This window comes from Streptomyces sp. NPDC059874 (assembly GCF_042731135.1).
In the GTDB taxonomy this organism is placed as follows: domain Bacteria; phylum Actinomycetota; class Actinomycetes; order Streptomycetales; family Streptomycetaceae; genus Streptomyces.
In genome coordinates this window covers 45,095-71,357 of sequence record NZ_JBHWJY010000018.1, presented here as the reverse complement: position 1 = coordinate 71,357, position 26,263 = coordinate 45,095, and the positions used below count along the sequence as shown (strand labels likewise).

The 26,263-nt window shown below is 72.7% G+C and carries 24 protein-coding genes; 12 read left to right on the top strand and 12 right to left on the bottom strand.

Going from position 1 to position 26,263, the window contains the following annotated elements:
* Positions 1-18: 18 nt before the first annotated feature.
* The 3 genes from ACFV9H_RS13400 to ACFV9H_RS13390 all read left to right on the top strand — a co-directional run bounded on the left by ACFV9H_RS13400 (position 19) and on the right by ACFV9H_RS13390 (position 3,370).
* Positions 19-645, top strand: coding sequence for a DUF6629 family protein (locus ACFV9H_RS13400; RefSeq protein WP_385397178.1), 627 nt, complete (start codon positions 19-21; stop codon positions 643-645).
* A gap of 91 nt (positions 646-736) precedes the next feature.
* Positions 737-2,380 (top strand): GMC oxidoreductase, encoded by a 1,644-nt coding sequence (locus ACFV9H_RS13395; protein WP_385397176.1) that lies wholly within the window; start codon positions 737-739, stop codon positions 2,378-2,380.
* A gap of 90 nt (positions 2,381-2,470) precedes the next feature.
* A complete protein-coding gene (locus tag ACFV9H_RS13390; RefSeq protein WP_385397174.1) occupies positions 2,471-3,370 on the top strand; it encodes an aminoglycoside phosphotransferase family protein in 900 nt (299 codons plus the stop codon).
* Positions 3,371-3,423: 53 nt separating this feature from the next.
* On the opposite strand, the gene ACFV9H_RS13385 is transcribed toward ACFV9H_RS13390, so the two are convergent.
* The 5 genes from ACFV9H_RS13385 to ACFV9H_RS13365 all read right to left on the bottom strand — a co-directional run bounded on the left by ACFV9H_RS13385 (position 3,424) and on the right by ACFV9H_RS13365 (position 7,516).
* Positions 3,424-3,903, bottom strand: a complete 480-nt coding sequence (locus ACFV9H_RS13385) for a carboxymuconolactone decarboxylase family protein (RefSeq protein ID WP_385397172.1) — start codon at positions 3,901-3,903, stop codon at positions 3,424-3,426.
* Positions 3,900-4,982 (bottom strand): dihydrodipicolinate reductase, encoded by a 1,083-nt coding sequence (locus tag ACFV9H_RS13380; RefSeq protein ID WP_385397170.1) that lies wholly within the window; start codon positions 4,980-4,982, stop codon positions 3,900-3,902. Before ACFV9H_RS13380 ends, ACFV9H_RS13385 begins: the two co-directional genes overlap by 4 nt.
* 70 nt (positions 4,983-5,052) lie before the next feature.
* Positions 5,053-5,208, bottom strand: coding sequence for a DUF6126 family protein (locus ACFV9H_RS13375; RefSeq protein WP_385397168.1), 156 nt, complete (start codon positions 5,206-5,208; stop codon positions 5,053-5,055).
* A 16-nt stretch (positions 5,209-5,224) separates the two neighbouring features.
* Positions 5,225-5,932, bottom strand: a complete 708-nt coding sequence (locus ACFV9H_RS13370) for a helix-turn-helix domain-containing protein (protein ID WP_385397166.1) — start codon at positions 5,930-5,932, stop codon at positions 5,225-5,227.
* 36 nt (positions 5,933-5,968) lie between these two features.
* Entirely contained in the window at positions 5,969-7,516 is a 1,548-nt protein-coding gene (locus ACFV9H_RS13365) for an ATP-dependent DNA ligase (RefSeq protein WP_385397164.1), read from the bottom strand.
* Positions 7,517-7,675: 159 nt separating this feature from the next.
* Here ACFV9H_RS13365 and ACFV9H_RS13360 point away from each other — a divergent pair, with 159 nt between their 5' ends.
* Together ACFV9H_RS13360 and ACFV9H_RS13355 are read left to right on the top strand one after the other, a co-directional pair.
* The gene (locus tag ACFV9H_RS13360) at positions 7,676-10,402 is read left to right on the top strand and encodes an alpha/beta fold hydrolase (protein ID WP_385397162.1); all 2,727 of its coding nucleotides are present in this window, start codon (positions 7,676-7,678) and stop codon (positions 10,400-10,402) included.
* Entirely contained in the window at positions 10,399-11,274 is an 876-nt protein-coding gene (locus ACFV9H_RS13355; protein ID WP_385397160.1) for an ABC transporter permease, read from the top strand. Before ACFV9H_RS13360 ends, ACFV9H_RS13355 begins: the two co-directional genes overlap by 4 nt.
* A gap of 43 nt (positions 11,275-11,317) precedes the next feature.
* On the opposite strand, the gene ACFV9H_RS13350 is transcribed toward ACFV9H_RS13355, so the two are convergent.
* The 4 genes from ACFV9H_RS13350 to galT are packed head-to-tail and all read right to left on the bottom strand — an operon-like array spanning position 11,318 to position 15,486.
* Positions 11,318-12,289 (bottom strand): D-2-hydroxyacid dehydrogenase family protein, encoded by a 972-nt coding sequence (locus ACFV9H_RS13350; RefSeq protein ID WP_385397158.1) that lies wholly within the window; start codon positions 12,287-12,289, stop codon positions 11,318-11,320.
* The gene (locus tag ACFV9H_RS13345) at positions 12,286-13,233 is read right to left on the bottom strand and encodes an aldo/keto reductase (protein ID WP_385397156.1); all 948 of its coding nucleotides are present in this window, start codon (positions 13,231-13,233) and stop codon (positions 12,286-12,288) included. Before ACFV9H_RS13345 ends, ACFV9H_RS13350 begins: the two co-directional genes overlap by 4 nt.
* A 46-nt stretch (positions 13,234-13,279) precedes the next feature.
* A complete protein-coding gene (gene galK, locus ACFV9H_RS13340) occupies positions 13,280-14,437 on the bottom strand; it encodes a galactokinase (RefSeq protein ID WP_385397154.1) in 1,158 nt (385 codons plus the stop codon).
* Entirely contained in the window at positions 14,434-15,486 is a 1,053-nt protein-coding gene (gene galT, locus ACFV9H_RS13335; RefSeq protein WP_385397152.1) for a galactose-1-phosphate uridylyltransferase, read from the bottom strand. The genes galK and galT overlap by 4 nt, the downstream gene beginning before the upstream one ends.
* 199 nt (positions 15,487-15,685) lie before the next feature.
* Here galT and ACFV9H_RS13330 point away from each other — a divergent pair, with 199 nt between their 5' ends.
* Positions 15,686-16,798, top strand: a complete 1,113-nt coding sequence (locus tag ACFV9H_RS13330) for a substrate-binding domain-containing protein (protein WP_385397151.1) — start codon at positions 15,686-15,688, stop codon at positions 16,796-16,798.
* A 34-nt stretch (positions 16,799-16,832) separates the two neighbouring features.
* On the opposite strand, the gene ACFV9H_RS13325 is transcribed toward ACFV9H_RS13330, so the two are convergent.
* Both ACFV9H_RS13325 and ACFV9H_RS13320 read right to left on the bottom strand, forming a co-directional pair.
* A complete protein-coding gene (locus ACFV9H_RS13325; RefSeq protein ID WP_385397149.1) occupies positions 16,833-17,639 on the bottom strand; it encodes a sugar phosphate isomerase/epimerase family protein in 807 nt (268 codons plus the stop codon).
* The gene (locus tag ACFV9H_RS13320) at positions 17,636-18,712 is read right to left on the bottom strand and encodes a LacI family DNA-binding transcriptional regulator (RefSeq protein ID WP_385397147.1); all 1,077 of its coding nucleotides are present in this window, start codon (positions 18,710-18,712) and stop codon (positions 17,636-17,638) included. Before ACFV9H_RS13320 ends, ACFV9H_RS13325 begins: the two co-directional genes overlap by 4 nt.
* Before the next feature lie 198 nt (positions 18,713-18,910).
* On the opposite strand from ACFV9H_RS13320, the gene ACFV9H_RS13315 reads away from it, so the two are divergent.
* From ACFV9H_RS13315 to ACFV9H_RS13300, 4 genes are read left to right on the top strand one after another with little or no spacing between them, the layout of a single operon-like run.
* Positions 18,911-20,035 carry a Gfo/Idh/MocA family protein gene (locus tag ACFV9H_RS13315; protein WP_385397251.1) on the top strand — a complete coding sequence of 375 codons (1,125 nt, stop codon included), beginning with the start codon at positions 18,911-18,913 and terminating at the stop codon, positions 20,033-20,035.
* Positions 20,032-21,189 (top strand): dihydrodipicolinate synthase family protein, encoded by a 1,158-nt coding sequence (locus ACFV9H_RS13310; protein WP_385397145.1) that lies wholly within the window; start codon positions 20,032-20,034, stop codon positions 21,187-21,189. The genes ACFV9H_RS13315 and ACFV9H_RS13310 overlap by 4 nt, the downstream gene beginning before the upstream one ends.
* Positions 21,186-22,019 carry a sugar phosphate isomerase/epimerase family protein gene (locus tag ACFV9H_RS13305; protein ID WP_385397143.1) on the top strand — a complete coding sequence of 278 codons (834 nt, stop codon included), beginning with the start codon at positions 21,186-21,188 and terminating at the stop codon, positions 22,017-22,019. Before ACFV9H_RS13310 ends, ACFV9H_RS13305 begins: the two co-directional genes overlap by 4 nt.
* Positions 22,020-22,061: 42 nt before the next feature.
* A complete protein-coding gene (locus ACFV9H_RS13300; RefSeq protein WP_385397141.1) occupies positions 22,062-23,000 on the top strand; it encodes an SMI1/KNR4 family protein in 939 nt (312 codons plus the stop codon).
* A gap of 9 nt (positions 23,001-23,009) precedes the next feature.
* On the opposite strand, the gene ACFV9H_RS13295 is transcribed toward ACFV9H_RS13300, so the two are convergent.
* Positions 23,010-23,672 (bottom strand): hypothetical protein, encoded by a 663-nt coding sequence (locus ACFV9H_RS13295; protein WP_385397139.1) that lies wholly within the window; start codon positions 23,670-23,672, stop codon positions 23,010-23,012.
* 234 nt (positions 23,673-23,906) lie between these two features.
* Here ACFV9H_RS13295 and ACFV9H_RS13290 point away from each other — a divergent pair, with 234 nt between their 5' ends.
* Both ACFV9H_RS13290 and ACFV9H_RS13285 read left to right on the top strand, forming a co-directional pair.
* Positions 23,907-25,535, top strand: a complete 1,629-nt coding sequence (locus ACFV9H_RS13290; RefSeq protein ID WP_385397137.1) for a N,N-dimethylformamidase beta subunit family domain-containing protein — start codon at positions 23,907-23,909, stop codon at positions 25,533-25,535.
* 140 nt (positions 25,536-25,675) lie between these two features.
* On the top strand, positions 25,676-26,080 hold the full coding sequence (locus ACFV9H_RS13285; RefSeq protein ID WP_385397135.1) for a VOC family protein: 405 nt from the start codon (positions 25,676-25,678) through the stop codon (positions 26,078-26,080).
* Positions 26,081-26,263: the final 183 nt, after the last annotated feature.

Here is a 26,263-nt window from a genome sequence, read left to right as displayed (position 1 = left end):
CCGGTCCGGGCTGCTGCCATGTGCTGGAGCGCGACGGCCGATCTGACGGCGGGCACGGTCATCACCGCCGTCGGAGTGGTGTGCCTGGTACGGGTGCGACGCGTCCGCGACCTGCCCCTCGCCGCGCTGCCGCTGCTGCTGGGCGCGCACCAACTGGTGGAGGCCGCCGTCTGGGCATCGGGGGGCGGCCGCTCCCCCGCCGCCACGGCCTGGGCCGTGATCGCCCTGCCCGTGCTGCCCGTCTGGGTGCCGCTCGGAGTGCTGCTCGCCGCCGCGCCGGAAGCCCGGCGCCGGCTGTGGGGACCGGCGGCCGTCGGTCTCGCCACCGCGGCCGTGCTCTCGTACTGCCTGGCGACCGGGCCGGTGACCGCCGAGCTCCGGGGCCACACCCTTGGCTACGGCGTGAATGTTCCGTGGATGCCCCTGCTCCTGGCGGGCTATCTGTTCGCCACCCTGGGCTCCCTACTGCTCGCCGGCGACCGGCGGCTGCGGTTCCTCGGCGCGGTGCTGGCCGCCGGGGCATTGGCCTGCTCAGCGCTGTGGCGACTGGAATTCGCCTCCACGTGGTGCGCCTTCGCGGCGGTCGCCTCCCTGCTGGTGCCGGCCTGGGTCCGGCGTCGGGAACCCGGTCCCCCAGTGCTGTGATCGACCGAAAGTTACCTAGACGTATGTAGTGACTTCACACGAGGGCAGCAGTAGAACTCGTTCCCATTCCGCCGAGAGTGAGGAACGTCACATGAGTGACAGAGCCCTGCCCGGAAAAGATCCCCACGGAATTTCACGTCGTGGATTCATTGCTAGAACGAGTTCCATTCTCGGGGCCGTGACCCTTGCCGGGCACATCGCCCCGGCCCAGGCTCAGGCCGCCCCCGCGCCGGGTCCCGTCGAGAGCGGCGCCCACGTGCAGGCCCTGGTCATCGGCACCGGTTACGGCGGCTCCGTCGCGGCGCTGCGGCTCGCGCAGGCGGGCGTCGACGTGCAGATGATCGAGATGGGGATGGACTGGGTCACCCCGGGGTCGGACGGCAAGATCTTCCCGAAGGTGACCAGCCCGGACTACCGCTCGTTCTGGCTGCGCACGCGGACGAAGGCGCCGCTGAGCAACTTCCTCGGCTTCCCCATCGACAAGGACGTCCCCAAGTACACGGGCATCCTCGACGCCGAGGACTTCGCCGGCATCACGGTCTACCAGGGCCGCGGCGTTGGTGGCGGCTCGCTGGTCAACGGCGGCATGGCGGTGACGCCCAAGCGTGCCAACTTCCAGGCCGTACTGCCGTCGGTGGACGCCGACGAGATGTACGAGACCTACTACCCGCGGGCCAACGCCGGGCTCGGGGTCGGCATGATCGACCCGAACTGGTTCGAGACCGCCGCCTGCTACCAGTTCTCCCGGGTCGGCCGGAAGCACGCCCAGCGTTCCGGCTTCGCGTGGACCTTCGTGCCCGACGTGTACGACTGGGACTACATGAAGCAGGAGGCCGCCGGCACGGCCACCAAGTCGGCGCTGGACGGCGAGATCCTGTACGGCAACAACCACGGCAAGAAGTCCCTCGTCCAGACGTACCTGGCGCAGGCGAGGGCCACGGGCAAGGTCGCCATTTCCTCGCTGCACAAGGTCACCTCGGTCACCCCCACGACCGACGGCGGCTACACGGTCACCATCGACCAGCTCAACACCACCGGCGACACCGTGGCCACCAAGACGGTGACGGCTGACCGGGTCTTCTTCGCCGCGGGCAGCGTCGGCACCAGCAAGCTGCTGGTCAAGCTGAAGGCCACGGGCGCGCTGCCGAACCTCAACACCGAGGTCGGCAAGGGCTGGGGCGACAACGGCAACGTCATGTGCGGCCGCGCCAACCACATGTGGGACCCGACCGGCAAGCTCCAGGCGACCATCCCCTGTTCCGGCATCGACAACTGGGACGCCGGCGGCGCGTTCGCCGAGGTGGCACCGCTCCCGACCGGGATCGAGACGTACGCCTCGTTCTACCTGTCGATCACGAAGAACCCGAACCGCGCCGAGTTCAGCTGGAACGCCGCCACGGGCAAGGCCGACCTCAGTTGGCAGACCGCGTGGAAGCAGCCGTCCATCGACATGGCCAAGACCATCTTCGACAAGATCAACGCGAAGGAGGGCACGATCTACCGGACCGACCTGTTCGGCGGCAACAAGGTCTGGAACGACACCCTCACCTACCACCCGCTCGGCGGCGCGGTGCTGAACAAGGCCACCGACAACTACGGGCGCCTGCACGGCTACACCGGCCTGTACGTGATCGACGGCGCGCTGATCCCCGGAAACACCAGCGTCAACCCGTTCGTCACGATCACGGCGCTCGCCGAGCGCAACATCGAGAAGATCATCGCCACCGACCTGTAAGGGCGCGGGAGCAAGGGGCGAGCGCAAGGGCCGCGGGCCGCCGGAAAAGCGTTTGACGTCCAACGGCGTCCGACGATCGGATGGCGGCCCATGACCACAGGAGCGATGCACCCCGGACAGCATCCCATCGACGAGGACCTCGTACGCCGCCTGATCGCCGGGCAGTTCCCCCAGTGGGCCGAGCCGGCGGTGGAGCGCTCCGCGTCCGGCGGCACGGTCAACGCCATGTACCGGCTGGGCGACGACATGGTCGTACGGCTGCCCCTGGTGCGCGGCGGAGCCGAGGACGTGGCACTGGAGCGGCAGTGGCTGCCGCTCCTCGCGCCCCGGCTGCCCGCGGAGATCCCCGAGGTGCTCGGGGCCGGGGAGCCCGCCGAGGGGTACCCGTGGCCCTGGTCGGTGTACCGGTGGCGGGCCGGGGAGACCCCCGAGGCGGGGTCGCTGAGCCGGCCCGTGCGACTGGCCGAGGAGCTGGCGGACTTCGTGTCGGCGATGCGGGGCATCACCCTGCCGGGGGCGCCGAAGGCCCACCGAGGCGGGCCCCTCGCCGAGCAGGACGCGGATACCCGGGCGGCGATCGAGGAGCTCCGCGGGATCCCGGAGGAGGGCGTCGACTGCGACGCCGTGGCCGCCGTGTGGCAGGACGCGCTGCGGGCGCCGGAATGGGACGGGCCGCCGGTGTGGCTGCACGCCGATCTGACGCCGGGCAACCTGCTGGTGGACGGCGGCAGACTGGCCTCGGTGATCGACTTCGGGTGCACGGGGGTGGGCGATCCCGCCTGTGACCTCTTCCCCGCGTGGAACCTGCTCCCGGCCGACGCGCGGGCGGTCTTCCGCGAGGCGCTCGGCGTGGACGAGGCGACCTGGGTCCGCGGGCGGGGCCGGACGCTCTCGCAGGCCCTGATCGCGCTGCCGTACTACCGCGAGACGAATCCGGCGATGGCGGGCAACGCCCGGCACGTGATCCGGGCGGTCCTCGAAGAGCGTTGAGCCCGTGGCCCCGTACCGCAGCCGCCGCGCCGGCGGCCGCGGCACGACCCGTGTCAGTGGCCGGGCAACACGCACACGCTGTCGAGGCCGAGGACGTGGTTGAGCCGGCCGAAGGCGAGCCAGGAGCCGATGCTCATCGTCAGCTCCACGATCTCCAACTGGCTGTAGTGCGCGGTCATCCGGTCCCAGAACTCGTCGTCGAGCCCGTGGTGGTCGAGGGTGTACCGCTCGGCGTACTCCGCCGCCAGCCGGGTGCGGTCGTCGAAGGACTCGGTGGTGCGCCACTCGGTGACCGCCTCCGAGAACTCCTCCTCGACCTTCTCCCCGTCCCGTTCCGTGCGCCAGTCGAGGCAGAAGACGCATCCGTTGATCTGCGCGACGCGCAGCCGGGCCGCCTCGAACTCGCGCAGTCCCAGGGTCGTGTGGGCGTACACCGACAGCGAGAAGTTCGCGGCGGCCATGCCGATACCGGGCACCATGTCCCCCCACACGTACTCGATGGGGTGCTGCCCTTCGGGGACGTCGATCCTCATGGCTGTTTCCTTCCGAGTTTGCCGATGGCGGGGCGCAGCGGGACGTCGAGGGCGTCGTAGAGTCCGGGTTCCGCCTCGGTGAGCCAGTCGATGGCGCTCACCAGGCGGCCCACGGCGGTGGCGTTGCCGCCGGCCGAGCGGTTGTCGCCCTCGTCGGTGGCCTCGACGGTCACCTCTATGCGGGGGCGGCCCTCGATGACGACCCGGTGGGCGCCGTCGCCGCCGTCGGGCGGGGTCGGCCAGTCCGGTGCGCAGGAGGCGTGGATACGGGTGACGTGCTCGATGACGATGCGGGGTTCGCCCTCGACGATGCCCTGCACCTCGAAACGGATCGCCCCTTGGGTGCCGGCCTCGAAATCGCCCATGGTGCGGGTGGTCACGGTGGTGTCGAGCGCGCGGCGCTCCGCGGTCTCGCGGATCTCGTCGAGTTCGACGCCGAGGGCCCGGGCCATCATCCGGATCTGCCCGCCCCACACCATGGTCGGGATGGAGGGCATGAGCATCATCGGTTCGTGGTCCATGGGTTGGCCCATGCCGACGAGGTGGCGGACGGAGTCCGGCTGGTCGTAGGTGGAGTAGTCGAATATCTCCTGGCAGCGGATGGCGTCGATGGTGGTGCCGAGTCCGCTGAGCAGGAGCGGGAGTACGTCGTTGCCCCAGCCGGGGTCGACGCCGGAGGCGAAGAACGAGCCACCGCCCTCGGCGATCGCGGCCAGGATCGGCTCGCGGAACTCCGGTGGGGCGCTGCGGTGGTCGTAGAGCGGGTAGAGGGCGGGGCTGACGACGACCGCTCCGGACCGGACGGCCCGGGTGATGTCGGCGAGTGCCTCGTCGGGGCGGACGTCGCCGGAGGCGGCGTACACCACGGCCCGGGGGCGGGCGGCCAGTACGGCTTCGATGTCGTCGGTGGCCGCCACCCCCAACGGGTGGTGCAGTCCGCCGAGTTCACCCGCGTCGCGGCCGACCTTGGCCGGATCGTGGACGATGACGGCGGTGAGCTCCAGCGCGGGATGGGCCTCTACGGCACGAATGGCCAAACGGCCGACGTTGCCGGTGCCCCAGACAACCGTGGGAATCATGCGCGGAGGGTAGCCACAGGACCTGCACGTTTCCAGAGTCGTGCGGCGTGCAGTCACGCGCCCCGCGACGTCACTGGTTCTTGGCGCCCAGGACGAAGAGGAGGTAGACGAAGAAGGCGAAGAGGTGGCCGACGAACAGGTAGGCGATCAGCCGGATCACGAGGCCGCGCGGGAACTTCGATTCGAAGCGCCCCCGTATGGTCATCACGTTCTTTCCTTCGGACATGGATGCGGCTCCTGGGCTACGGGCGGTGCGTGGACGTGGTGGATCCGCCGAGGCACAGCCCGGCGAGGCTGCTCTGCAGCAGGGTGTGGACGAACAGCAGGTCGGCCCCGCCAGAGGAGGCCGCGGCGATCCGGTGCGGGGTGAGCGAATCGAAGTGCGCGCTGTCCCCCTGTTCGAGGAGGTACTCGGCCTCCCCCAGGTGCAGCCGCAGCCGCCCGCCGAGCACGTACAGCCATTCCTCGCCGGGATGTACGCGGACCAGTTCGCCCTGGCCGCGGCCATGGGGGCCCCTCCCGGCGGTAGCCGGCGGAGGTACGTGCACGCGCAGCGCCTGCATCCCGCGCCCGGAGCCGCCGGCCTGCCAGTACGTCCATCCATCGGCCTCCCGGGCGCCCGGATCGCCGGCCCGTACGATGGGATCGGCGATGGCGGGGGTCTCGCCGAGCAGCTCGGAGACCGTCGTGCCGTAGGTGCGGGCGAGCCCGAGGAGCAGCGGCAGCGAGGGCCGGCGGCGGCCGGTCTCCAGGCGGGACAGGTGGGCGGGCGAGAGCCGGGCCCGGGCGGCGGCGGCCTCCAGGGTGAGGCCGGCGCGTCGACGCAGCTCGCGCAGTTGCGGGGCGACGGCGGGCAGCTCGTCGGGCGCGTGTTCGCCCGGGTGCTCGTGCTCGGGCGCCTCTTCGGGGGTCGGACCGGGAGCGGGACCGGGGGCAGAACCGGGTGTCATGCCCCGATTGAGCCAGAGTCTTGCCCGCCTGGCAATCTAGCTTGCCTCTGAGGCAAAACCGCCGTGTCCGAGCACCGTCTCCACCGTGTCGGCCTGCTCCGCGCTCTTGTCCGGGCGGTGCCGGAGCACCCGCGCGAAGCGCAGGGCCACCCCGGCCGGATAGCGCGGGGAGCGCTGCAGGCCGTCGTACGCGATCTCCACGACCAGCTCGGGCCGCACCCGCACGGTGAAGCCGTCGTCCGAGGTCGCGAGGGCGCGCAGCGTCTCGGTCTGCCAGCGCAGCATCGCGTCGGTGAGCCCCTTGAAGGTCTTGCCGAGCATGGCGTACGTGCCGTCGGCGGCCCGCGCTCCCAGATGCAGGTTCGACAGCATCCCGGTGCGCCGGCCGTGGCCCCATTCGGCGGCGAGGACCACCAGGTCCAGGGTGTGCACGGGTTTCACCTTCAGCCAGTGTTTCCCGCGCCGGCCGGCCGCGTAGGAGGAGTCGAGGGCCTTGACCATGACGCCCTCGTGGCCGCGGCGCAGGGTCTCGGCCCGGAACTCCTCGGCCTCGGCGGCCTGCGCCGCCGGGTCCTCCACGACGAGCCGACGGACCCGTGCGTGCTCGGGCACGAGGGCGGCGAGGGCTTCGTACCGCTCGCGGACCGGGAGGTCGAGCAGCACCTGCTCGCCGCCGGCCAGGATGTCGAAGAAGTAGGGGACGACCGGGAGCGTCCGCCGGGCGGCCGCGACGTCCACGCGGGAGCCGACCCGGCTCGCGATGTCCTGGAACGGGACCGGCCGGCCGTCCGCCGCCAGGCCGATGACCTCGCCGTCGAGGATGAACCGCTCCCCCGGCAGCGCGCGGGCCAGTTCCGCCACCTCGGGCAGCCGGTCGGTGATCTCGTCGAGGGAGCGCGTGTACACCCGTACGTCATCGCCCTCGCGGTGCACCTGCACCCGGATCCCGTCGAGCTTCTCTTCCACGGCGCACGGTCCGAGCGCGTCCAGCGCCTCGGCCAGCGACGTGGCGGTGTTCGCCAGCATGGGCTGTACGGGCTGCCCGACGCGCAGGGTGAACTCGCCGAGCGCCTCCGCGCCCCTGGCCAGCACGCCCTCCGCGACCCGGGGCAGCGAGCCGTCCAGCATCACCGCCCGGCGCAGATCGGCGGCCGGTACGCCGGCGGCGGAGGCCACGCCCTCCAGCGCCACCGCGTCGAGCGCGCCCTGGCGCACCTCCCCGGAGAGCAGGCTGCGCAGGAACGCCTGCTCGGCTTCGGTGGCCGCGCCGAACAGCGCGTCGAGGATCCGGCGCCGCCGCGTCTGCGACCCGGCGCCCTTGGCGGCGGCGAGTTCGGTGACCGCGGCGTCGACGGCGAGCACGGTGAGGGTGGGCTCCGGCGCGGGAGGGGTCTGCTGTGCGAGGGCGCGCCAGCCGATGCCCGGTCGGCCCTGCGGGAGGCGCCCGGCGAGGTAGGAGATCACCAGCCCTGCCTCCTCCGGCGGCGCGGCGGCGAAGAGCTCCGCGAGCAGGGCGGTCTTCCGGGAGCGGGCGGAGGTGTCGGCAACCTCCCGGGACACGCGCGCGAGCTCGGCCAGCAGCATGCGGCCATCCTCCCGCCGACGGGCGCGCGGCGCAGGTCGGCGGCGGCCCCTGTACCGCGGGCGCGGTACTCGAGGGTGGTTGGTGTACTCCTCGGGAAGTGCGGGACATCCCCCTCTGGGCGCTCGGGTACGGGGCATCCGGGCGTCTAGGGTTCCCGTATGAAGCTCCGATTGCCCCGGCGCCGCCGAGATCGCCTGCTCGCGGGCGCCGCCGCCCTCGTCGTCGTCGCGGGAGGCGGCACGTGGTCGGCCGCGGGCGGCGGCGACGAGCCGACCGTGCACCGCCAGGACCAGGTGTTGAAGGTGCCCGATGCGGCTGCGCCCGATGCGGCTGTGCCCGGCCCGCAGACGCCCGATGTCGGGATCGACGTCTCGTACTTCACCACCGACGGCGGGGAGAAACGTCCCGCCGTACTCCTCGGGCACGGGTTCGGGGGCAGCAAGGACGATGTCCGCGAGCAGGCCGAGCGGTTGGCCCGCGACGGGTACGCCGTCCTGACCTGGTCGGCGCGCGGTTTCGGCCGCTCCGGCGGCCGGATCGGGCTGAACGATCCCGAGTACGAGGTCAAGGACGTCTCGCGGCTCGTCGACTGGCTGGCCGCCCGCCCGGAGGTGCGCCTGGACGCGGCGGGCGATCCACGCGTCGGCGTCTCCGGTGCCTCCTACGGCGGGGCCGTCTCGCTGCTCGCCGCCGGGTACGACCGGCGGGTGGACGCGATCGCTCCGCAGATCACCTACTGGAACCTCGCCGACTCCCTCTTCCCCCAGGGCGTCTTCAAGAAGCTGTGGTCCGGCATCTTCTTCACCACCGGCTCCTCGGGCGGCGTGCAGCAGCAGGCGGGACCGCAGCGGGACGCTCCCGCGGCCCCCGGCTGCGGCCGGTTCCAGCCCGAGCTGTGCGCGATGTACGAGCGGGTCGCGGTGTCCGGGAAGCCGGACCCGGAGGCCCGAGCCCTGCTGGAGCAGCGCAGTCCGTCGGCCGTGGGCGCACGGATCAACGTGCCGGCGTTGATCGTGCAGGGCCAGGACGACTCCCTCTTCCCGCTGGACCAGGCCGATGCCATGGCCAAGGCCATCGCGGCGAACGGCGCGCCCGTCTCCGTCGACTGGGCGGCCGGCGGCCACGACGGGGGCATGCGCGAGGCGGACCGGGTCGAGGCGCGGGTCGCGTCCTGGTTCGACCGCTACCTCAAGGGGGACGAGGCGGCGGACACCGGCCCGGTGTTCCGGGTCTCGCGCTCCGGCGGCATCGACTCCACCGACGGTGAGGTGCAGCTGCGCGGCGCGAGCGGCGAGCGGTACCCCGGACTGACCTCCGGCCCTCGGGAGTTCGCCCTCACCGGGCGCGAGCAGAGCTTCGCCAATCCCGCGGGCGGGGCTCCTCCCGCGCTCTCCTCGCTGCCCGGCATCGGTGGGCAGCTCGCCGCCTTCGGAGCCGGACTCTCGCTGGACTTCCCCGGGCAGAACGCCCGGTTCGAATCCGAGCCGCTGACGCGGGACGTCCGGATCACCGGGACGCCGACCGTAACCCTGAACGTGAGGTCGACAGCCGCGGACGGATCGGCCGTACTGTTCGGCAAGGTGTACGACGTCGGGCCCGACGGGCGACAGCAGGTGCTGCCGAGTCAGCTGGTCGCCCCGGTACGGGTGGAGAACGCGCAGCAGGGCGCGAACGTCGAGCTGCGGCTGCCCGCGATCGACCACGCCGTGGAGGCCGGACACCGGCTGCGGCTGGTGGTCGCCGCGACCGACCTCGGCTACGCCACCCCGGCCGCGCCGGCCACGTACACGGTCTCGGCGCAGAGCGCCCTGGCCGTCCCCGAAGCACCCGCGGTACGGACCGCGTCGGCCGGGCTGCCCGCCTGGGCGTGGGGGCTGCCGCTGGGCGCCGCCGCGCTGGCCGCCGCGCTGCTGGGGATCCGGCGGACCGGTCGACGGCCCGCGGCGGCGCAGCCGGAGGCCGCACTGGCCGACGTACCACTGGAGATCACGGGACTGACGAAGCGGTACGCGAAGGCACAGGACCGGTACGCGGTGCGGGACCTGTCCTTCCGGGTGGAGAAGGGGCAGGTGCTGGGGCTGCTCGGACCCAACGGGGCCGGGAAGACCACCACCTTGCGGATGCTGATGGGGCTGATCTCGCCGGACGCCGGGGAGATCCGGGTGTTCGGCCACGCGGTACGGGCCGGGGCGCCGGTGCTCTCCCGGGTCGGGGCCTTCGTGGAGGGCGCGGGATTCCTGCCGCACCTGACCGGGCGCGCCAACCTGGAGCTGTACTGGCAGGCCACCGGCCGGCCCGCCGAGGACTCCCACATGGCGGAGGCCCTGGAGATCGCCGGGCTCGGCGACGCGCTGGAGCGGGCCGTGCGCACGTACTCGCAGGGCATGCGCCAGCGCCTGGCGATCGCGCAGGCCATGCTCGGGCTGCCGGACCTGCTGATCCTCGACGAGCCGACGAACGGTCTGGACCCGCCGCAGATCAGGGAGATGCGGGACGTGATGATCCGCTACGCGGCCGGCGGGCGGACGGTGATCGTCTCCAGTCACCTGCTGTCGGAGGTGGAGCAGTCCTGCACGCACCTGGTGGTCATGGACCGCGGCCGGCGGGTGGCGGCGGGCGAAGTCTCCGAGATCACCGGCGGCGGGGACACCCTGCTGGTCACGCTGGCGGACCCGGTGGACGAGGCGGGGCTCGAGAAGGTGGCGGCGCTGGAAGGAGTGGGCTCGGTGGCGGCCACCGATGACGGGCTGCTCGTACGGCTGGAAGGCGCGACGGCCGCGGGGCTGATCGCCGAACTGGTACGGCTGGAGGTGCCGGTGACCGGAGTGGGACCGCACCGACGACTGGAGGACGCGTTCCTCACCCTGATCGGAGGCCCGGCATGAGCGCGGTACGAAGCGTGGCGCACGAGGTGGCCCCGGGCTACCGGGCGAGCCGCACGCTGCCGCTGCGCGTGGAGGCGCTGCGGCAGTGGCGCCGGCGGCGGACGCTGGTGATGGGCGGGGTGCTGGCCGCGCTGCCGTTCATCCTGATGATCGCGTTCGCCGTGGGCGGCGGCCCGGGCAGCCGGGGCGGCGGGGACGGCCGGATCACCCTGATCGACACGGCCACGGCCTCGGCGGCGAACTTCGCCGCGACCTGCCTGTTCGTGTCGGCCGGCTTCCTGTTGGTGGTGCCGGTGGCGCTGTTCTGCGGGGACACGGTGGCCTCGGAGGCGAGCTGGTCCTCGCTGCGCTACCTGCTGGCCTCGCCGGTGCCCCGGCCGCGGCTGCTGTGGAGCAAGCTGGTGGTGGCGCTCGGCTTCAGCCTGGCGGCGATGGTGCTGCTGCCGGTGGTGGCTCTCGCCGTGGGAACGGCCGCGTACGGCTGGGGGCCGCTGAAGCTCCCCGCGGGCGGGGCGCTGGCGGCCGGGGACACGGTGCCTCGGCTGGCCATCGCGGTGGCCTTCGTGTTCGTGTCGCAGCTGGTGACGGCGGGGCTGGCGTTCTGGCTGTCCACGCGGACGGACGCGCCGCTGGGCGCGGTGGGCGGGGCGGTCGGACTGACGATCGTCGGCAACGTCCTGGACGCCGTGACCGCGCTGGGGTCGTGGCGCGAGTTCCTGCCGGCGCACTGGCAGTTCGCGTGGGCGGACGCCTTGCAGCCGCAGCTGGAGTGGGGCGGGATGATCAAGGGCGCGGCGGTGTCGGTGTCGTACGCGCTGGTGCTGTTCGCCCTGGCGTTCCGGGGGTTCTCCCGCAAGGACATCGTGTCGTGAGCGTCGCGAGCGTCCTGAACGGGAGAACCCCGGGGTCACAGCACTAGCCGAGTACGCGTACGGGTGAGCCGTCGAGGAACGCGATGATGTCCTCGACGGCTTCGCCGTAGTACGTGGCGTAGTTGGCCCGGGTCACATAGCCCAGGTGTGGGGTGGCGAGCAGTCGCGGCGCCGTCCGCAGGGGGTGGTCCGCCGGCAGCGGCTCGATGTCGAAGACGTCGATGCCCGCGCCCGCGATCCGGCCCGCGTGCAGGGCTTCGAGGAGCGCGTCCTGGTCGACGATGGCCGCCCGGGAGGTGTTGACCAGGTAGCCGGTCGAACGCATCAGGGCCAGCTCGGGGGCGCCGATCAAGCCGCGGGTGCGCTCGCCGAGCGCGAGGTGGACGGAGACGAAGTCGCTGGTGGCCAGGAGCTCCTCCTTGGAGGGCGCGAGGGCGACCCCCACCTCGTCGGCCCGTTCCTTGGTGAGGTTGCTGCTCCAGGCCACGACGTCCATGCCGAAGGCGAGTCCGACCTGGGCGACCTTGCTGCCGATCTTGCCGAGGCCGAGCAGTCCGAGGCGCTGCCCGTGGAGGTCGGCGCCGACCGTCTGCTGCCAGGGGCCGCCGGCCCGGAGGGCGGCGGACTCCTGGACCAGGCCGCGGGCCAGGCCGAGCAGCAGGGCCCAGGTCAGTTCAACGGGCGGCGTGGAGGAGCTGGCGGTGCCGCAGACGGTCACTCCACACCGTTCGGCGGCCGCGTGGTCGATGACCGTGTTGCGCATGCCGGAGGCGATGAGCAGGCGCAGGCGGGGCAGCCGGTCGAGCAGCGAGCCGGGGAAGGGCACGCGTTCGCGCAGGGTGACGACGATGTCGAAGCCGGCGAGCCGGGCGACCAGTTCGTCCTCGTCGGCCGTGTGGTCGGGGAAGCTCACCACCTCGACGCGGCCGGCGAGCGGCGACCAGTCGGCGGCGGTGGCGGCGACCCCCTGGAAGTCGTCGAGGAGCGCGCAGCGCAGGAGCGGGCCGCCGGTCACGCGGCGGCCGGGGCGATGGCGTCGATCTCGGCGAGCAGCTCGGCGTCCAGCGGGCGGTCGGCGACGGCCGCGTTGGCGCGCACCTGCTCGGCGGAGGTGGCTCCGGCGATGACGGAGGCGCAGCCGGGCTGGGCACAGAGCCAACCGATGGCGAGTTCGAGGACGCTGCGGCCGTGCTTCTCGGCGAGGGCGGCGAGCGCTTCGACCACGTCCAGGCGCTGCTCGGTGACGTAGGCGTCGCGGCCTTCGAGGCGGGAGCCGGCCGGGACGGGTGCGCCCCGGCGGATCTTGCCGGTGAGCAGGCCGTTGGCGAGCGGGAAGTACGGGAGCACGCCGACGCCGTAGTGCAGGGCCGCCGGGACCAGTTCGCGTTCGGCCGACCGCTCCAGCAGCGACCACTGGTTCTGCGCCGACACGAAGGGCGCCGCGCCCGTCTCGCGGGCGACGTGGGCGGCTTCGGCGAGCTGCCAGGCACTGAGGTTGGAGTGGCCGATGTAGCGGACCTTGCCCTCGGTGACGAGCTCGGTGAGCGCGGCCAGGGTCTCTGCGATCGGGGTGGCCGGGTCGGGGCTGTGCAGCTGGTAGAGGTCGATGTGGTCCGTGTCGAGGCGACGCAGGGACTCCTCGACGGCCCGCCGGATGTAGGCGCGGCCGCCGCGGGATCCGGCGGCGGGCCCGTACTTCATGTCCATCCCGGCGAAGCCGAACTTGGTGGCGAGGACGACCTGGTCGCGGCGGCCCTTGAGGGCCTGGCCGAGGTGACTCTCGGAGCCGCCGAGGCCGCCGTAGATGTCGGCGGTGTCGAGGAGGGTGATGCCCGCGTCGAGGGCGGCGTCGACCACGGCGCGGGTGGCTCGGGCGTCGAGGCGGCCGCCGAAGTTGTTGCAGCCGAGGCCGACGGCGGAGACCTGAAGGCCTGAACTGCCCAGGGGGAGATGGCGCATGTGATTCGTTCCTCCACGTTCGTCGGCTGCGAGATCGACCAAGTGATCAGTCTAGGCGGGTCGCTCCGGCTGACGGGGCGGCCGCGGTGATGGACGGCGGCGTGAACCCCGCCCGACCGAAGGCCTCCGCCAGGGCGCGGCTCACCGTCTCCTCGGCGTCCGCGTCGATCAGGGCCAGGGCGGAGCCGCCGAAGCCGCCGCCCGTCATCCGCGATCCGTACGCCCCGGCCGCTTCGGCGGTGGCCACCGCGAGGTCGAGTTCCGGGCAGGAGACCTCGTAGTCGTCGCGCAGCGAGCGGTGCCCCTCGCTGAGCAGCGGGCCGGTCTCGCGCAGCCGCCCGGCGCGCAGCAACTCCTCGATCCGTACGACCCGTTCGTTCTCGGTGACGACGTGCCGGACCCGCTTGCGCCGAACCGGGTCGCCGAGCCGGGCCAGCGCCCGCTCCAGGTCCCCGTACGGGAGGTCGCGGAGGGCCGGTACGCCGAGTTCCGCTGCCGCCTCGTGGCAGGAGGCGCGGCGCCGGGCGTAGGCCCCGTCGGCGAGGGCGTGTTTGACGCGGGTGTCGATGACGAGCAGGCGCAGGCCCGCCGCCGCACAGTCGAAGGGGATGTGCCGCTGTTCGAGGCTGCGGGTGTCCAGGTGGAGGGCGTGCCCTTCGGTCGAGCAGGCCGAGGCCATCTGGTCCATGACCCCGCAGGGGACGCCGACGTACGCGTTCTCCGCGCGCCGGGCGAGCGCGGCCAGTTCGGGGCGGGTGAGCGGGAGCCCGTACAGGTCGGTGAGGGCCAGCCCGGTGGCCACTTCCAGGGCGGCGGAGGAGGACAGGCCGGCGCCGTTCGGCACTTCGGACCGTACGTGCAGATCGACTCCCCCGACCGGAAGGCCGGCGTCCAGCAGGGCCCAGACGACCCCGGCGGGGTAGGCGGCCCAGCTGTCGGAGCCTCGCGGAGGGCGTGCGGGGTCGAGGTCGGAGAGGTCGAGGGTGACCACTCCGGAGGGGGCGTCGGCGGAGTGGAACCTGAGGGTCCCGTCCGTACGCGGGGCGGCCGCCACCTCGGTGCGCTGCGGGATCGCGAAGGGCAGGGCGAACCCGTCGTTGTAGTCGGTGTGTTCGCCGATCAGGTTGACCCGGCCGGGGGCCGCCCAGACCCCCTCGGGCGGGTGTCCGTACAGCTCGATGAACTCCTGCGCCGCCCTGCTCACGCGCTCGCCACCGCCCTCAGCCGGGCGGCCGCGTCCTCGGGCCGGACGTCGTTCATGTAGGCCTCCATGCCGGATTCGGTCCCCGCGAGGTACTTCAGCTTGTCCGCGGAGCGCCGGACCGTGAACATCTCCAAATGGAGTGCGAAGTCCTCGCGGCCGTCTCCGGTCGGGGCCTGGTGCCAGGCGGAGATGTACGGCGTCGGGTCGGGCCGGTCGAAGAGCCGGTCGAAGCGGCGCAGCAGTTCCAGGTACACCCGGGGGAACTCGGCGCGGGCCGCGTCGCCCAGGGCGGGCAGGTCGGGGACCCGGTGGTGCGGATAGAGGTGGACCTCGTACGGCCAGCGCGCGGCGTAGGGCACGAAGGCGGTCCAGTGCTCCGCTTCGAGGACGACGCGGCTGCCGGCGGCGGGTTCGGCGCGCTCGGCGGCCAGGACCTCGTCGAACAGGTTGCCGCCGGTGCGCGCGCGGTGGGCGTCGACGGTGGCGAGCATCCGCGTGGTGCGGGCCGTGGTGAAGGGGAAGGCGTAGATCTGGCCGTGCGGGTGGGCGAGGGTGACACCGATCTCGGTGCCGCGGTTCTCGAAGCAGTAGACCTGTCGGACGCCTTCGCGGGCGGAGAGTTCGGCGGTGCGGTCGGTCCAGGCGGCCAGCACCAGCGCGGCGCGCTCCTCGTCGAGTTCGGCGAAGGAGGTGCGGTGGTCCGGGGTGAAGCAGATGACCTCGCAGCGGCCGGTGTCGCCGGCGAGGGAGGGGAAGCGGTTCTCGAAGACCGCCACCTCGTAGTCGGGGGCCGGGATCTCGCTCGCGCGTCCGCCCGTGGAGGGGCAGAGCGGGCACTCGTCGGCGGGCGGGTGGTAGGTGCGGCCCTGTCGGTGGGAGGCGATGACGACGTGGTCTCCGAGCAGCGGATCGCGCCGCACCTCGGAGCTGCTCGCGACGGCCGTAGCGTCGAGCGGACGGGTGTCGGGGAAGGCCCGGGCCGCTCCCTCACCGGTGTCGTAGTAGAAGATCTCGCGACCGTCGGCGAGGCGGGCACTCGTGCGCTTCACGTGACGAGCTTCTCTCACTGGAGGGGTGACGACCGGGGTGACGACCGGGGTGCGGCCGGGGTCGAACCCGAATATATGAACGCGCCGACCTCCCAGTCAATGACCAGTTGATCGGAAACGATCGTATCGATCGCATCGATTCCCTATGATGGTGTCTACCGACTCGCGGCAGCGGACCGTCACCACGTCAGGGGGACACGTGAGACCACATGTAGATCAACGTCAAGCGCGGGTGCGCGAACTCGTGCGGGCGCGGGGCAGCGTGCGGGTGGCGGAGCTGGCCCAGGAGCTCGGCATCTCCCCCGTCACGCTGCGGCGGGACATCGAGGCGATGGCGGCCCGGGGAGAGATCCACCGGATGCACGGGGTGATCAGCCGGGTGGAGGCTGGGCGCACGCCGACCGCGGTGTCCGCCACGGCTTCGACTTCCGCCCTGACCTCCGCGGCCGCCGGGAGCAGCGCCGAGGGCCTGGTGGTCGGAATGGTGGTCCCGACGACCGAGTACTACTACGCCGACGTCGTACGCGGGGCCCGCGAGGCCGTCGAGGCACGGGGCGCGCGACTGACCGTGGGGCTGACGCGGTACCTGGCCGGCGAGGACCGGACGCAGGCGGACCGGCTGCTGTCCACCGGCGCGGACGGTCTCCTGCTGACCCCGAACTGGGAAGCCGGGTCGCCCGGGCCCGGGGAGGGGGCCTGGACGGCGGAACTGCCGGTCCCCACGGTGCTGGTGGAGCGATGGGCGCCACCGGGACACCCTGCGGCGGGCCTGGACCGAGTGGCGTCCGACCACGCGCACGGCGCGGCCCGGGCCGTACAGCACCTGGTGGAGCTGGGCCACCGGCGGATCGCCCTCGCCAGCCGGTCGACCCCAACCTCGGCCCGGCTGCGGGCGGGGTACGAGGCCGCCGTGGCCGCGCTGGGGCTGGAGCCGGCTCCGGAATGGCCGGTGGCCGGAGCGGGCCCGCTCTCGGAGGCGGACCTGTTCGCCCGGACACTGGACTACCTGTGCGACGCGGTGGCGAAGGGTGGGGTGACCGCCGCCCTGATCCACAGCGACACCGACGCGATCATGCTGATCCCGCGGCTCCAGGCCCGGGGCGTACGGGTGCCGGAGGACCTGGCCGTGATCACGTACGACGACGAGGTGGCCGGGATGGCCGACGTGCCGCTCTCGGCGGTGGCCCCGGCCAAGCGCGAGGTGGGGGCGCGGGCGGCGGCGCTCCTGCTGGACCGACTGGCTGCCGGCGCCCAGGACGACTCCCCCCGCCAACACCTGGAGCTGCTCCCCCTCCTGACCATCCGGATCTAGTGCTGTGACCGGAAAGGTTCACCGGGTCACAGCACTAGATCGTCTCCTCCGGCTCATGGCAGGCCGCCACCAGCCATTCCAGGTACGCCCGGCCCCGCGCGAGCTGTCCCGGCAGCTCGGCGGCATCGGGGTACCAGCGCTTCTCGTACTCCCAGCAGAGCCAGCCGTCGGGCGGCGCAGCCGCCACCGCCTCGGCGAGCGGAAGCACCCCGGCGCCCAGCCCCAGCGGGGTGAGCTCCTGCGCCGATGCCACGTCCTTCACCTGGACGTAGCCCAGGTGCGCGCCGAGCGCCCGTCGCGACTCGGCGGGGGATTCGCCGCCCAGCCAGGTGTGAAGTACGTCCCACAGCGCTCCGACTCCGGGACGCGCGACCGCGTCGAGGACGCGGGCCGCCGCGGCGGCGGTGCGGTGGGAGTCGTGCGTCTCCAACAGGATGCGCACGCCGTGCCGCTCGGCGAACGGCGCTGCGGCCCGCAGCCGGCGGACGGCATGGGCGTCGGCGGTCGCTTCGGACTGGTCACCGCCGCCGGGGAAGAGGCGGACGTACGGGGCTTCCAGGTCGGCGGCGAGCCGGACCAGGTCCCGTAGTTCGGCGAGGACCGGCTCGTCCTCGCCGGGGGCGGCCACCCGGGCGTAGCCCGCGATCCCCAGCACGCTGACTCCGGCGGCGGCCAAGGTCCTTACTCCTGCGGTGCGTTCGGCGGCGGGGGCGCCGGGGTGCAGGGGTTCCTCGGGATGGGCGCGCAGTTCGAGGCCGTCGAACCCTTGGGACGCCGCGAGGGCGGCGCTGTGGTCGAGGGGGGTGCCGGGCAGGCCGAGCGTGGAGAGGGCGTACTTCACCGGCGGCCCCCTTCGGCCGGGGGTGGTGCGGTGGAGGCCCGCACCATCAGCTCGGTGGGCAGGGTGGTGATCCCGCCCGGCGGCAGCGGGCGGCGGCCCGTGACCAGTTGGGCGGCGAGTACGCCGGCCTCGCGCAGGGGCACGCGCACGGTGGTGAGGGCGGGGGCGGTGTCGGCGCAGATCGGGAGGTCGTCGAAGCCGGCGACGGAGACGTCCTCGGGGATCCGTATGCCCGCCTCGCGCAGGGCCGCGGCGACTCCGGTGGCCACGGTGTCGTTGGCCGCGGCCACGGCGGTGAAGCGCGCCCCGCGGCGCAGGAGTTCGCGGGTGGCGTCATAACCCGCCGCGCGCTCGAAGCCGGCGTGCACGGTGAGCTCGGCGCAGGCCTGGGCCAGGCCCGGGTCGTGCCGCAGCAGGGCGGCGTCGTGTCCGGCGAGCCGCTCGCGGGTGGTGCTCAGCCCGGGCGGTCCGGCGACGTAGGCGATCCGGCGGTGACCGAGCGACAGCAGGTGCTCGGCGAGGCGGAAGGCGCCGCCGCGGTCGTCGAACATCACGGTGGCGACGGGCAGCCCGGCGGGCACGGGCAGCGGTGGCCGCCCGCAGAGGACGACGGGGGCTCCGTTGGTCGCCACGCGCGCGATGCGGGCGGCCAGTGCCGCGGTGTGCTCGTGGTCCTCTACGGCGCCGCCGGTGAGGACGAGGCCGCCGGCCCGCTGTCCTTCCAGCAGGGCGAGGTAGGCCAGCTCGGCCTCGGGGACTCCCTCGGTGTTGCAGACGAAGGCGAGCCGGCGGGCGCCTCCCGTGCCGACGGGCGCCAAGGCGCTCTGCAGGGAGCCGGCCAGGATTCCGAAGAAGCTGTCGGCGACGTCGTGGACAAGGATTCCGACGAGGTCGGAGGTGGCGGCCGCGAGCGCGCGGGCGGGGCCGTTCACCACGTAGCCGAGCTCTTCGACCGCCCGCTCCACGCGGGTCCGGGTGGTACCGGCCACCGGATAGCCGCCGTTCAATACGCGCGAGACCGTGGCGGGCGACACACCCGCGTGCGCCGCGACCTCGGCGAGAGTCACCGCCATACCGCACCCCTCCTCTGTTGAACCCGGGTCATCGTCTCATCCGGTCCTCGGGCATCCATGGTCTCAGATCGAGAAAGCGCTTTCCATCACTCGTTCGAGTCTTGCGCGGCGAAGAATCCCGGCCCTAGCCTGGCAGGAATGAAAGCGCTTTCTGTCATCGGGAGGGACATCGTGGAGCGTAGGACGATCAAGATCGCCATGAACGGCGTCACCGGGCGCATGGGGTACCGGCAGCATCTGGTCCGGTCACTCCTCGCCCTGCGCGAGCAGGGCGGCCTGGACCTGGGCGACGGCACGGTGCTGTGGCCGGAACCGGTGCTCGTGGGGCGCCGGGAACCCGCCCTGCGCGCGATCGCCGAGCAGCACGGGCTGGAGCACGTCGGCACGGACCTCGCGGCCGTGCTGGCCGACCCCGAGGTGGAGATCTACTTCGACGCGCAGGTCACCGGCGCCCGCGAGGCGGCGGTACGACAGGCCATAGCGGCCGGCAAGCACCTCTACTGCGAGAAGCCGACCGCTCTGGGCTTCGCGTCCTCGCTGGAGCTGGCCCGGCTGGCCTCGGCCGCGGGGATCAAGCACGGTGTGGTCCAGGACAAGCTGTTCCTGCCGGGCCTGCTCAAGCTGAGGCGGCTGATCGACGGCGGCTTCTTCGGCGAGATCCTGTCCGTGCGGGGGGAGTTCGGGTACTGGGTCTTCGAGGGGGACTGGCAGCCCGCCCAGCGGCCTTCGTGGAACTACCGCTCGCAGGACGGCGGAGGCATCGTCGCCGACATGTTCCCGCACTGGGAGTACCTGCTCCACGAGCTGTTCGGCCGGGTGGAGACGGTGCAGGCACTGCACCGCACCCACATCGGCCGCCGTTGGGACGAGGAGGGCAAGCCGTACGAGGCGACGGCGGACGACGCGGCGTACGGGATCTTCGAGCTGGAGGGCGGGGTGGTCGCACAGATCAACTCCTCCTGGGCGGTTCGGGTCAACCGCGACGAACTGGTGGAGTTCCAGGTGGACGGCACGCACGGGTCGGCCGTCGCCGGGTTGCGCGGGTGCCGTGTCCAGCATCGCGCGGCGACCCCCAAGCCGGTGTGGAACCCGGATCTGCCGCAGTCGGAGCCCTTCCGTTCCCAGTGGCAGGAGGTCCCGGACAACGCCCCCGCAGACAACGGCTTCAAGGCCCAGTGGGAGCTCTTCCTACGGCACGTGGTGCTCGACGAGCCCTGGCGGTGGGACCTGCTGGCCGGCGCGCGCGGGGTGCAGCTCGCCGACCTCGGACTGCGCTCCTCGGCCGAGGGCCGGCGGCTTCCGGTGCCGGAGGTGACCCTGTGAGCATCCGGCTCCCCTCGGCGGACGGCGGGTACCGCCTGCACCGCCCGAACACCGACCCCTTCGCACCGCTCGCGTGCGGCCCCGCCCACAGCCGCATGTTCTACTCGGCCGCGCACGTGGTCGCCGATCCACTGGCCGCGTCGGCCGAGGCCGCCCCCGCGGTCGACTGGGAGGCCACCCTGGCCTTCCGCCACCGCCTCTGGTCCCAGGGGCTCGGGGTCGCCGAGGCGATGGACACCGCACAGCGCGGGATGGGCCTGGACTGGCCGACCGCGGCGGAGTTGATCCGCCGCTCGGCGGCCGAGGCCCGGGAGGTCGGCGGCCGGATCGTCTGCGGCGCGGGCACCGACCAGCTGTCCGCCGGTGGCCCGTACTCGCTTGCCGCGATCACCGCCGCGTACGAGGAGCAGCTCGCGCACACCGAGGCGTCCGGGGCGGGGGCCGTTCTGATGGCCTCGCGGGCGCTGGCCGCCGCGGCCCGCGGCCCGGATGACTATGTGCAGGTGTACGGCGGCCTGCTCCGGCAGTGCGCGCGGCCTGTCGTAGTGCACTGGCTGGGGCCGATGTTCGACCCCGCGCTGACCGGCTATTGGGGACACTCCGACCTCGACGAGGCCACGGAGGTGTTCCTGAAGGTCATCGCCGAGTGCCCGGAGAAGGTGGACGGCGTCAAGGTCTCGCTGCTGGACGCGGAGCGGGAGGTGGACATCCGGCGGCGGCTGCCGGCGGGGGTGCGCTGCTACACGGGCGACGACTATCACTACCCGGAACTGATCGCCGGGGACGGGGAGCTGGTCGGCGACGCGCTGCTGGGGATCTTCGATCCGATCGCCCCGATCGCGGCGCGGGCCGCGCTCGCGCTCGACCGGGACGACGTCAGCGGCTTTCGGGAACTGCTGGATCCGACGGTCCCCCTGTCGAGACACCTCTTCGCCCCGCCGACCCGGTTCTACAAGACGGGAGTGGTCCTGCTCGCCTGGCTGGCCGGGTACCAGGAGCACTTCACGATGGTGGGCGGGTTGCAGTCGGCCCGGTCACTCCCGCACCTGGCGACCGCGTACGAACTGGCCGACGGACTGGGGCTGTTCCCCGACCCGGGGCTGGCGGAAGACCGGATGCGCCGGCTGCTCTCCGTACACGGGGTGGAATCGTGATCCCCTCCCCCGCCCGGCTGAGCATCAATCAGGAGACGATCCGCCAGTGGTCGCTGCCCGAACTGGTCGCCGGGTGCACGGCGGCCGGAGTGGGCGCGGTCGGGCTGTGGCGCGATCCCGTCCGCGAGCACGGTGTGCGGAAGACCGCGAAGCTGGTCTCCGGGGCGGGTCTGCGCGTCAGCTCGCTGTGCCGGGGCGGCTTCTTCACCGCCGCGGACCCGAGCGGCCGGGCCGCCGCGCTCGACGACAACCGCCGGGCCGTGGAGGAGGCTGCCGAGCTGGGCGCCGACACGCTCGTCCTGGTTTCGGGCGGGCTTCCCGGCGGCGACCGGGACCTGGTCGGCGCGCGCGGCCGGATCGCCGACATCCTCGGTGAACTGGCGCCGTGGGCGACCCGGCACGGGATACGGCTGGGCATCGAGCCACTGCACCCGATGTACGCCTCGGACCGCTGCGTGGTGTCCACCCTCGGCCAGGCCCTCGATCTCGCCGAGCTGTTCCCGGCCGAGGAGGTCGGGGTGGTGGTCGACTCCTACCACCTGTGGTGGGACGAGCGGCTCCCCGCGGACCTGTTCCGGGCCGGGGAGGGCGGTCGCATCGTGTCGGTCCAGGTGGCGGACTGGGTGACTCCACTGCCGGAGGGCGTATTGCTGGGGCGCGGGCAGCTGGGCGACGGATCCATCGATCTCCGGTCCTTCCGGGAACTGACGGACGTGGCCGGCTACCGGGGCCCGGTGGAGGTGGAGATCTTCAACCCGGGGCTGTGGGCCCGGGACGGCTCTGAGGTGTTGCGGGAGGTGATCGAGCGTTACCGCGAGCACGTGGAATGAGCCGTCGGCTTCGACGTCAGTGGTATCCGCTTCAATACGGCCATGGACGAACAAGCAGAACTGCTCTCGGCTGTCTTCGGCGTCGCGCGGCCGGGCCCGGGCGAGCTGAAGTGCGGCGAGTCGGGGCACGCCGCGGGGCACGTCTGCCTGGCTCCCCCGGAGGAGTACGACCTCCCCACGCTCCAGCGGGCGCTGAGCGGGGGGCTCGGGCAGCCGCGCAATCTCGCCGCGGGCGGCTTCGTCGATCCGACGGTGTCCCCGAGGACGGGGTTGCCGCTCCTGGACCCGTTCGGCGACCGGATCGTCGAGATGCGCGCGTGGGCGTACGGGGGCCGGTGGATCGGCTGTGGCGCCGCCCGCTTCGAGGAGGACGTACGGCTCGTGCTGCTTGTCGCCGAACGGGAGGATCCGGCGGCGGAGTTGCCCGAGGGGGCTTCCTGGGTGGACGCGGTGGTCGCCGTCACCGGGTGGGACGCTACCCGGACCCGTACGTTCGATTGGGCGGACGTGGAGGCGCGGCTCGGGACGGCGCTGCCCGGTGATTACAAGCGGCTCGTCGAGCTCTTCGGGTTCGGCGCCTTCGACGGCTTCCTCACGATGCGCATGCCCGACGCGCGTTTCCCGAGAGAGGACATCGTCCGGTCTGCCGAGCGGTCCGCGGCGGGCCGCGGCCTGTGGGAGCCGTACGAGGCGTACCCGACCCCCGGCGGGCTGCTGGAGTGGGCGAGCTCCGAACAGGCCGACCAGTGCTTCTGGCTCACCGACGGCCCGGACCCCGACAAGTGGCCCGTGCTCGTGACGCAGGACGTGCCCGACTCGTGGGTGCGATTCGACGGCACCACGGCCGAGTTCGTCCACCGGATGCTCACCGACCGGCGGCATCCGCTCTCCACCGCCCGCTACTTCGACACCCACTTGTTCCAGAGTTATGAGCCCCAAGACACCGAGGACAACGAGGACACCGAGGACCAGGCCGTCTGAAGGGTGGGCCTAGCCCACGAACTCCTCGTCGCCGTAACGTACTTCGGCACGGTTCCAGTCCACGCCGAGCGATTCCGTGAGCTTGCGGGCGAGCGGGAGGTCGGCGATCGGGGCGATGAGGATCAGGCGGCCGTCGAGGGCGACCGAGCCGCCGCCCAGGCGGTCGCGGGCCTCGGGGTCGGCGAGCAGGGCGTCGCGCAGACGGGTGGGGCTGACACCGGGCGCCTGGATCTCCACCGCGTCGACGTCCGAGGACGTGCGCGGCAGGCAGCGGAAGGTCAGTACCGACTCCTGGTGGTATTCCTTGCGGATGACGTCGGCGATGTGGTGCAGGCCGGCCGGGCTCACCCGGTCGACGTCGAACTCCCGCGACCGCTCGTACGTGGCCTGCTGCTCCTGGCCGGACCAGAACACGCCGTCCAGCAGCGTCGAGTCACCGGGCCGGGCGCCGTGGGCACGGATGATGCTCCGGACCTCGCGGTCGAAGCCCGACAGGCGCGTCCTGAGCCGGGGGTCGTCCGGATCCGTGATGACCGCCGTGTTGTTCGTGGCGAAGATCTCCGCCGTCGGGCACCCGGAGGCCCCGGGGGCCGGAGCGGCCTGAGCGGTTCCGGCGCCGGCCGAACCCAGTGTCAGGACCCCGATCGCGACGAGCGCCCGCAACCGCTTCATTCCCTCAACTCCCCGCGCTGGACCATCAATGCCGTGCCCTGAGCAGCGGCGGGGCCCATCCTAGGAGCGGGAAACGGGCCCCGTGTCGGGATCAATCCGGATGGCCGACAACGTACGGCGTATCCGGGCCGTCTCGTCCGGATCTCGCCTGACCCGCGTCGGGCAAGATCCGGACGGGACGGCCTGGGTGGGTCGGTCGAAGCGGGGGCCCAAGCGTGACATAGCGTGCCCTCCATGGATCAAGAGCACATAGCCGGGGCGGCCGGAGACGGCCGGGGCGCGGGCAGGCGGCGGTTCCTCGCGATCGCGACGGGGGCAGCCACGGTGGCGGGGCTCGGGGCCGTGTCCGGCTGCGCGGGCGGGGACGCCGACGCCGAGATGCAGGGCGGGGACCGACCCGGCGGGTCCGCCGCTCCGAGCGGGGACGCGTCGGCGAGCCGGCCGCAGGGATTCGACGTCAAGGCGGAGAACGCCCGTCCGGGCAACGCCGACTGGCCGGTGAGCAAGGCCGGCCCGGCGCGCGCCATCGAGGGCTTCGCGGACAAGGTCAGCGTGCTGCCCGGCGAGTCGTTCGGGCTGTACGTGTCGACCACCGCGCCCCGGTTCACCGTCTCCGCCTACCGGATGGGCTGGTACGGCGGGGCCCGGGCGCGGCTGGTGTGGCGTTCCGAGGCGCTGCCGGGGGCGCGGCAGCCCGAGCACACCGTGGATGCCGGGACCCGTATGGTCCGCACGCGGTGGGCTCGTACCACCACGGTCGAGACCAAGGACTGGCCTGAGGGCTGCTACCTGCTCCGGCTCGACGCGCAGGGCGGCGAGGGCCAACGCTTCGTGCCGGTGACCGTCCGGTCGGCCGCGACTGCCGGTCGTACGGTGGTGGTCAACGCGGTGGCCACCTGGCAGGCGTACAACCGCTGGGGCGGCTACGGCAGCTACGACGGCCCCAGCGGCGGCTACGCCTCGCGCTCCCTGTCCGTGACCTTCGACCGGCCGTACGAGTACGACGACGGCGCCGGCCTGTTCCTGGTGTACGAAGCCCCGCTGATCGCGCTCGCCGAGCGGCTCGGCATCCCCCTCGCCTACGCGACCACCACCGACGCGGCCCGGGAGAAGCGGCTGCTGGAGGGTGCGGCGGCGGTGCTCTCGCTCGGGCACGACGAGTACTGGTCGCCGGAGCAGCGGGCGCACCTCACGGCCGCGCGCGACGCGGGCACCAACCTGGCGATCCTGGGCGCGAACTGCTGCTTCCGGCGGATCCGGCTGGAGGCCTCCGAGCTCGGGCCGGACCGGACGGTGGTCTGCTACAAGTCCTCCTACGACCAGGACCCGGCGTTCAAGCGGGGTCATCCGGCGACGGTCGACTTCCGGTCCGCACCCGGCGCGGACCCGGAGAGCTCGCTCCTCGGCGTGATCTACGACGGCTATCCGGTGGACGCCCCGTACGTGGTGACGAACCCCGGCCACTGGCTGTTCGAGGGCACCGGCGTGAAGGCCGGGGACCGCTTCGAGCACCTGGTCGGGGTGGAGTACGACAAGGTGAACACCGGCTTCCCGACGCCCCGACCGATCGAGATCCTGGCGCACTCCCCCGTGGTGTGCGACGGGCGGCCGAGCCATCAGGACACGGCGTACTACACGACGGCCGGCGGGGCGGGGGTCTTCGCGACCGGGACGATGAGGTGGGTGGAGGCCCTGGACGCGACGGGCGACGGCCGTGACGGAAGGAACCACGGCCTGGACGCGCGCTCCGGAGCGCTGACGACCCGGGTGACGGAGAACCTGCTGCGGGTCTTCGCGGCGGGCCCGGCCGGCCGGACGCATCCGGCGCAGGACAACGTGAAGGCGGTGTACGGGGATTCGTGAGGTCCGGGGGGTGTTGGCCGGATCACGGTGGACTTCACCCGAATGGCATGCCTAGGATCGTGATCACGGCATCGCGTGTCGGTCACCGGCTGGGTGAGGCATGGAGGTGCCCGTGACGTGCCTTTCGGAGGCATTCACTCATGTCAGTCGAACTGAACCACACGATCATCCACTCCCGTGACAACCGGGAGTCCGCCGAATTCCTGGCGCACATCCTCGGCCTCGAGGTCGGAACCGAGTGGGGGCCCTTCATCCCCGTCGAAACCGCCAACGGCGTCACCCTGGACTTCGCGACCATCCCGGCCGGGTCCATCACCGTGCAGCACTACGCGTTCCTCCTCTCCGAGGAGGAGTTCGACGTGGCGTTCGAGAAGATCCGGGCGGCGGGGCTCACCTACTTCGCCGACCCGCACGGCAAGCACCCCGGCGAGATCAACCACAACGACGGGGGCCGCGGGGTCTACTTCACGGACCCGAGCGGGCACGGGATGGAGATCATCACGCGCCCGTACGGATATCAGGAGGACTCGGCCGAGCAGGGCTGAGCGGCCCTGAGCTGTAGGTGGACGATGTGGGCGCGCCCGTGTCGGGGTCGACCTCGACACGGGCGCGGACCCCGTACACCTCGGCCGGCGGCCCGCAGGCCGCGATGCGGCCGCCCGACAGCACGTACAGCCGGTCGCAGTAGGCGGCGGCGAGGTTGAGGTCGACGCGAGCAGCGCGGCGGC